Genomic DNA, 7,315 nt, shown 5'->3' with positions numbered 1-7,315 from the left:
GTGCTGGGCGTGGCGATGCTGGGCCGGGGCGTGGCGGCGGCGCGGGGGGTCCCGGGCGGCGGCCCGGTGCCGGGGGGGGCGGCGGGTGCAGGCTAAGGGTACATTTCTTAGTTGGAGATTCTTGCCAACCATCGACATAACACAATCCGTATTGTTTTGTTGGATGTCTAACAGCTGAACCACGCTTAAAACCTGCGCTGACGGTTCCGCCATAACAGGGTCTGATAATTTAAATTTATTTTCGATAACTAATAGCTCATAGAGCATTAAAGTTGAATTTTACCGTTTTCCCGCAATCTCTATTTTTTGTATTCAAATGATTAGGACTTACGCAAAATTATGAAAAAACGAACCACGTTCGCGCATTTCCTAGAGAAGACGCAAAGGACACGTTCGCGCAGCGTCTCGCAGATAATTAATAAGAGTTTCAGAGAGTTTTTAACTCTGCTCTCGTTGTGCCCTGATATTTTATAAGTAAGGCAAATAAATGAATTTAAAATCTGATTTATACATAATAAATAAGCACCAAGAAAGACACTATGACCTAGATTGGTTAAGAGTATTGGCGGTGCTATTGCTGATTTATTTTCATGCTGCCGCAGTTTTTTACCAAGGCGAATTAGGCGATTTTTATATTAAAAATGACTTACTAAGCCCTGTCCTTGGATGGTTTATTTTTTTTGTTCATCAGTGGCACATGCCATTGTTTTTTTTAATTTCCGGGGCTGCCTCTTGGTTTTCTCTCCAGTTGCGAACACCAATGGAATATGTGAATGAGCGTTTTAGACGACTATTGATCCCCTTCATATTTGGCACGCTGGTGTTAGTTCCTCCTCAAGTCTATTACAAACTTCTTACTCATCACACAGATATCGGTTCCTATTTACAGTTTTACCCACAGTTTTTTAACCGGATTCGTCCTCAAGGTAACTTTGAATGGGCGCATCTATGGTTTGTGATCTACCTATTTGTAATATCTCTTGTTAGTCTCCCTTTATTGTTATTCTTCAAGCAAGAGATGGGACGACGTTGGTATTCTACTATTGCAACTTTCATGAAACAGCCAGGAGTAATTTTATTACCTGCTCTACCATTGGCTATAATTGAAGGTGCATTCCGCCCCAAATGGTTTGGTTTTCAAAATCTTTATGATGACTGGGCAAATTTATTGCTGTACCTTTGTTATTTTGTTTACGGCTTTATTCTGTATTCTGATACCAGATTTAGACAAGCAATTGCCCAATATCAAAAGCTCGTGTTGTTTATGGCAATAGTTACCATGTCCATTATCTTTGGAATACAGGTAACTGAGGTACTTCCTGTACGCAGCTATTCTGGGGAATATATTCTTTACCAAATGTTGCGAGGCTTCAATTCTTGGTGTTGGGTAACTGCCATACTTGGGCTAAGTCAGCAATATCTATTATTTACTAATAGTATCCTGCAATATACAACCCTTGCCGCTTATCCAGTTTTTTTGCTGCATCAAACAGTTTTGGTGGCGATATCTTTTTATGTAGTGCAATGGGATTTAGGCATAACCACAAAATTTTTAATTATTAGTACAGCAACCGTTATGGTGACAAATGCTTTGTATGAAATGTTTATAAAACGTCTTAACATTGTCCGATTTCTCTTTGGGCTAAAGCCGAACGACATCAACAAGTAAAATAAAGATAACGATAAAACCACTAAAACGGTATGTCTCAAGTTTCTATTATCAAGAAAGGCAGAGGGCAGCTATGCTGGAGCTTCAGTTGGAATATTGTTTTCTGCACTCTGCCACGACCGTAGTCCGTAAGGGTTTAAGACTGTCCGTATGCCAGCAATGGGTCATAGGGACGAAACGCGGGGAGCCTTCCTATCGCTCAAATGACCCAATAAGCGCTACCTTATCCAATACCTCTGCCAATTTACGAGGGTTCAACGCTTGTAGAAACGGGATGAATACGTCCTAAAGAAGTAAGCTTGGCAAAAATCTGGGTTAATAAAATAGGCTCAGGGATTTCGGGAAGCATTTTTAACATTTCACGAACATATCGAAAACCACGATAATGAGTCTTTAAATCAAGAATGCCAGAGTCGGGATTAAGGGGACGAAAATCCAAGAGAAGATGATGGGACAAGTTGACCATGAAAAATGCTAAGTTAACAGCATTAGTCACGGCAGTTTGGCTTAAGTTCATAAAATCTTCCAGTCCCCAAAACTGCTTGGCATCACGGAAATTAAACTCGATTTGGAAGCGCAGTTTGTAATAATCTATTATTTTTTCGTAGAACAAATCTAGGTCGCTAGAGAATAGGATTACATGACTACGAGCATTAGTTTTAAGATTAGTTTTGACTAAAATAACTACATTCACTGCTTGAGCGAATTCCTTGTGAAGTAAAGTAGCTTGGTAAATGTTAGTTTGGATCTCATCCTCAATGCAACTTTTACATAGATACTTCTGAGGAATGTTATGATAATCAACTTTGTCCCCGTATTTACGACGAGAGTGCCTATTGGAGCCAGGGTTTTGATAAGGTATATATAGGGCTGAATCATGGCGCAATTTGGAAATTATGTGCAAATTAACTTGTCGAGCCATCTGCAAGGCATTGTTGTTCCCAAAATGACCATCTAGTACTAAGTAGGTAAGAGTAATAAAATCACCTAATAACTTGAAAAGCGAATTAATCATTTTCTGAATGCGTAATAATTCAGTTGTTAAAATCACCTCCGTTTTATTCTTGTTCTTACTTCCTTTTGGTCGTCCACGCTTACGTTTTTCTTGAGGTTTTACAAACTGAGTTGGTAATGGGCTATTTTCTTCTACATTACTCTTTATCACCTGTTCTATCTGAATTGGAAATGAATGCCTTTGTTCAACGCTGACTAATGATAATGTAAAGAAAGACAGCCCTAATATCGGTTTGCTTACTAAGCTAGAAAAGAATCTATCCAACCCATAAGTCTTTTTCCCGGATTTACTCACTACGACTTCATCTCCTGCAAGCAAATACACTTCATTTGCACGGAACAAATGCTTACGGAAAAATAGCCAAAACAACGTCGCCCAAGGGATTACTGTATGAAAGAACCTCAATATCGTCCGATAACTACCACCAGGGCCTGCCCAACGCGAGATTCCTAACATGGTGACTCGCCCGCTCATTGCTAACATGGCTATGATTATCTGGTTCAATTGCCGCATAGTTGTAGCGTTTATCTGCGGTAACAAGCATTGTAACAGTGATAAGATGTCCGGCATGGGCTGAAAAGTAGTTTTTGAGTTGTAGTTGTGAGAGACAATAACTCTACTACGGCAGCCCTACCTCTTCATACTCTTTTTTTGGCGAAGGTATTGTTATCAGTAGTTTTTTCTCTTATAGCAGCTTCATCAGTGAGAGGATGTCAAGCTGGTCTCAATTAGACGCTGTTGCCATCGCTCAATGTGTGCGGAGTAAATTCATCCAATTTCTGTTCTAACTCTTTAATTCGAGTTGTATGAGAAAAACTGCCCTGGGCAAGGAGTTCAGAGCAGCGCTTGTTAAAAAATATTAAATAAGGGAGTTTTAAGTCTTATCCCTGTTTTACACATAATTCGTTTGGTATGTAATATTCTTCAGCTAAATTTTTGTACTTTATGCAAAAATAACTAGAAATCTTGAACCCTTTATCCTATAGGATTAGAGCGAATATAACCCCATGATTTGTGTTCGTGTAAACCAATCGCCATCACGCATTTGGTCAAGTGCATTAACCCAAGGGAGCAATCATAAGCTGTGGAGGGCGGTGTCCCAAGGGGCAGCAGTGAGAGCGATCGCCAATTGACTTATTTATTGGAGTAAAATGCCGACTAATGGTCGGCAAAAGACGATCCCTTATGCTGTAGCTGGAGTACTAAAATATCGAGTAGCACATCAGCAAGTAAGTAAAATATCTGTTTTAAGAGCTTCTTTTTTTACACATATCCGCTTAATTTAATTTGCAGATGTGGCGATCGCGTAACCGCCTGCCGAAGGCGATCGCTCAAGCGCCCGATTTAAGTGATCGCAACTCCAGTACAAGTCTACAATCTCGTCTCCCACCAGTGGCAACCCGGAGTAGTGAAAGATTACTCTTCGCTAGGGGGTTTTCTGGAGGTGCGCTGTGGGGGGCGGGTGCTTTTTATATTTTCAGTAGGGAGTATGTGGCGGTAGAGAGTTGGAGTGGGTGAGGAGAGATGATGTACTAAACTGTACTGTGGAGTAGTAAAAATCATCTACTTGCCACGCAGTTTCTGAAGTTTTGGTTACTTCTGGGTAGCAATTGGCTTGCGAACGGTCGCAGCAGTTATACGATCAACTAATCCTGGCATAATTAGCTTTGCCCAAGGGAGTATTTTACCTTTCAACGTCATGATGTGTTCTCTTTTACGCCGCTCCATCGCCCAGATAATTTGATGTACACACTCATCTACTGACATATTGCCTTGCGTTTCATCACGCGGACTTTTGCCTAATGGTTTTCCATCTGCTCCCAAGGCTCGTTGCCGAATATCTGTGGCGACAAACCCTGGTGAAACAACCAATACATCTACTCCCGTTGAGTACAATTCCATCCGCAATGTATCAAAGAAGCCTTGCATGGCGTGTTTACTGGCAACGTAACCTGTACGAGTTGGAACACCTGTTTTGCCACAAATTGAAGAAATCGCCACCAATAGTCCTCGACTAGCTTTTAGGTAGGGTAGGGCATAATGACTACAATAGACCGCACCTAAATAGTTGACCTGCATTACCCGTTCAAAAATTGATAAATCTGTCACTTCATCAAAGCACGTCAGCATTCCAATTCCGGCATTGTTGATCAAAATATCAATCTGCCCAAATACGGTAATTGCTCTCTCTATCAACTGCTGGCAAGCTGATGCTTGAGTTACGTCTGTAGCTACTGCAATCACCTTGTGTGTATGATTTGTGCAAGCAGTCAGTGTCTGTTCTAATCCTTCTTGATTACGAGCCGCTAGGACTAAATTTGCATCTTGTTGGGCTAACGAGATTGCCAGCTTTCGCCCAATCCCTGCTGATGCACCTGTGAGAACAATGGTTTTATTAGCAAAGCTCATAATCAATGTTTCCAGTCAGAAGATTGCCTATTGTAGAGCTTTATATTATCAGTCAATTTGCTTTTTTCTTTACAGATAGGCGAAGATTTGGGGGATTGGTCAGCATTTGAAATGCTGTTTCCCGTAATCTTTATACTTTATTCGTGGAATAGGTTCATAGTAAGCTGAATGAGCAAGTGCCTTGAAAGTAAGTGTTCTTGGGACAAATGACATCATTAACTAATCCAGAAAAAGACCGATATAATCTAACTGCCCCAGAAGTCTTTGCCAATCCCTATCCTACGTATCGTCGGATTTTGCAACAAGAGCCTGTTTACTGGAATGATTTTTTGGGGGGCTGGTATCTCATGCGTTATCAGGACGTTGCATTTGCAATGCAAGACAAACGGATTTCGGCTAAACGTCCGCCAATTAGCAAATTATCCCAATTAGAGCAACAGAATATATTTCCACTTTTGGAAAGTTTATCAAAGTGGATGCTGTTTTGCGACCCCCCAGAACACACACGTCTACGCACGCTATTTAATAAAGCATTCACTCCTCATATTATTGGCAGTATGGCACCCAGTATTCACTCTTTAGTAAACCAACTTATCGATAGTATTTATAAACGGGGTAACATAGATATTATTCATGATTTAGCTTACCCAATACCTGCAATCGTTATTGCACAAATGCTGGGTGCAAATTCCGAAGACTACCAACAGTTTAAGAAATGGTCATCAGATTTAGCTAAATTTTTTGGACTGTTCCGTATGGACACAGAAATTTTGACTAATGCTAAAAAAAGTCTTCTGGAAATGAAACAATACTTCCACTTCATACTGCAAGAACGTCGTTGTCAATCCCAAGATGATCTCATAAGTAGCCTCATCTTTGCACAAGAGAAAGAAAATTCACTCTCAGACGAAGAAATTTTATCAAATTGTGTTTTCTTAACCTTTGCAGGCCATGAAACTACCACTAACTTAATTGCTAATGGCTTACTTGCTTTACTCGCAAATCCCAGTCAGATGCAAAAGTTAAAGAATGACCCTTCCTTAATCACAACTGCTGTGGAGGAGTTTTTGCGCTACGATAGCCCAGTACAACGGCAAGCCCGCATAGCACTTACCGATCTCGAAATCAATGGTCAACAAATTCGCCAAGGGCAGCGCCTATTTCTAGCGATTGGTTCTGCTAACCGTGACCCTGAGCAATTCTTCAATCCCGACAAATTAGATATTACACGTTCACAAAACCCACATTTAGCTTTTGGCAAAGGAACCCACTTTTGCCTCGGCGCATCCCTTGGCAGACTTGAGGCACAAATAGCTATAAATACTATTGTCCAACGCTTGCCTAATCTGCGGTTAGATACAGATCAGATTGAATGGTATGAAAACCCTTCCTTGAGGGGCATGAAATCAATGCCTGTTGCTTTCAATTTTTGAAATACTTCTCTTGAAGTGTAATAGATTTTTGTTTCAGGGAGTTCCATAAAAATAGAACTAAGTCAATCACTCCCAAGTGATATCTGCATTCTTAAATAACGGCAATTGAATCACTTGGGTTTGTTTAGCGTTATCCAAATTAGATAAGGAAATACCCAGTAACCTAATGCTGCGGTTTTCCAGATCAATCGACTCAAACTGCGCTTTAGCTATCTCAAAAATCGTAGATAGTTCACTGATGGGAGCAAGCATTGTCTTACTACGGGTTAACTGCTGATAATCAATCAGAGAATTTGACTTTCAGAGTTAATGTGCGGCCTCGTGTTTCGTGCTGCTCTAACCGTTGCTCCACAATTTGAGCAATCTGTTCGAGTTCTTGCAACATCTGACCGACATCCCTTAAGTCCTGTGCAAACGAGGTTTTTGCACCAATCGATTTGCGAATTCGATTTGCTTCAACTAGGCGGTCATCCTTTGCAGGCACCCGTAAAATTTTGTCTGCCAAGGATCGGGTTAGACGTTCAGTTACACCGCGCATACCTAGGAACATTGCCCCCGCTTGGGGTTGGTATTCGGTCAATTCAGATCATGCTTGTTGCCTGTTGTGCCTTCCATGTTCCACACCCAGTCACCGCAAGAGAGGGATGGGGTAGGGTGGCCCTTTCAAGGGTAGGTATTTTGTATTTGGTCATTTTTTGGCTATTTCAGCCGAGCTTAAATCCTGAAATGACCAAACCACGTTAAACAATTGAGAATTTTCTCAACTATTTTTGAGATTCTAAAAAACCT

At 41.0% G+C, this 7,315-nt stretch carries 6 protein-coding genes; 2 read left to right on the top strand and 4 right to left on the bottom strand.

All coding sequences use genetic code 11. The annotated features are described in order from the left end of the window. Positions 1–487 precede the first annotated feature (487 nt). Positions 488–1,669: an acyltransferase family protein gene (locus G1O98_RS35685; RefSeq protein WP_163938839.1), complete on the top strand. Its 1,182-nt coding sequence runs from the start codon at positions 488–490 to the stop codon at positions 1,667–1,669. 244 nt (positions 1,670–1,913) lie between these two features. On the opposite strand, the gene G1O98_RS35680 is transcribed toward G1O98_RS35685, so the two are convergent. Continuing rightward, positions 1,914–3,254, bottom strand: coding sequence for a transposase (locus G1O98_RS35680; protein WP_163938837.1), 1,341 nt, complete (start codon positions 3,252–3,254; stop codon positions 1,914–1,916). A 1,023-nt stretch (positions 3,255–4,277) separates the two neighbouring features. Then, positions 4,278–5,093, bottom strand: coding sequence for an SDR family oxidoreductase (locus G1O98_RS35675; protein ID WP_163938836.1), 816 nt, complete (start codon positions 5,091–5,093; stop codon positions 4,278–4,280). 206 nt (positions 5,094–5,299) lie between these two features. On the opposite strand from G1O98_RS35675, the gene G1O98_RS35670 reads away from it, so the two are divergent. Then, positions 5,300–6,526: a cytochrome P450 gene (locus tag G1O98_RS35670; RefSeq protein WP_163938833.1), complete on the top strand. Its 1,227-nt coding sequence runs from the start codon at positions 5,300–5,302 to the stop codon at positions 6,524–6,526. 66 nt (positions 6,527–6,592) lie between these two features. On the opposite strand, the gene G1O98_RS40990 is transcribed toward G1O98_RS35670, so the two are convergent. Both G1O98_RS40990 and G1O98_RS40985 read right to left on the bottom strand, forming a co-directional pair. Continuing rightward, positions 6,593–6,778, bottom strand: a complete 186-nt coding sequence (locus tag G1O98_RS40990; RefSeq protein ID WP_275941820.1) for a hypothetical protein — start codon at positions 6,776–6,778, stop codon at positions 6,593–6,595. Between the two features lie 28 nt (positions 6,779–6,806). Further along, positions 6,807–7,106, bottom strand: coding sequence for a hypothetical protein (locus G1O98_RS40985; RefSeq protein WP_275941819.1), 300 nt, complete (start codon positions 7,104–7,106; stop codon positions 6,807–6,809). Positions 7,107–7,315 lie beyond the last annotated feature (209 nt).

The sequence above is a fragment of the Nostoc sp. UIC 10630 genome (assembly GCF_010747425.1).
In the GTDB taxonomy this organism is placed as follows: Bacteria; Cyanobacteriota; Cyanobacteriia; order Cyanobacteriales; family Nostocaceae; genus Nostoc.
The sequence above is the reverse complement of the archived record's forward strand: the minus strand, read 5'-3'. Positions and strand labels throughout refer to the sequence as shown.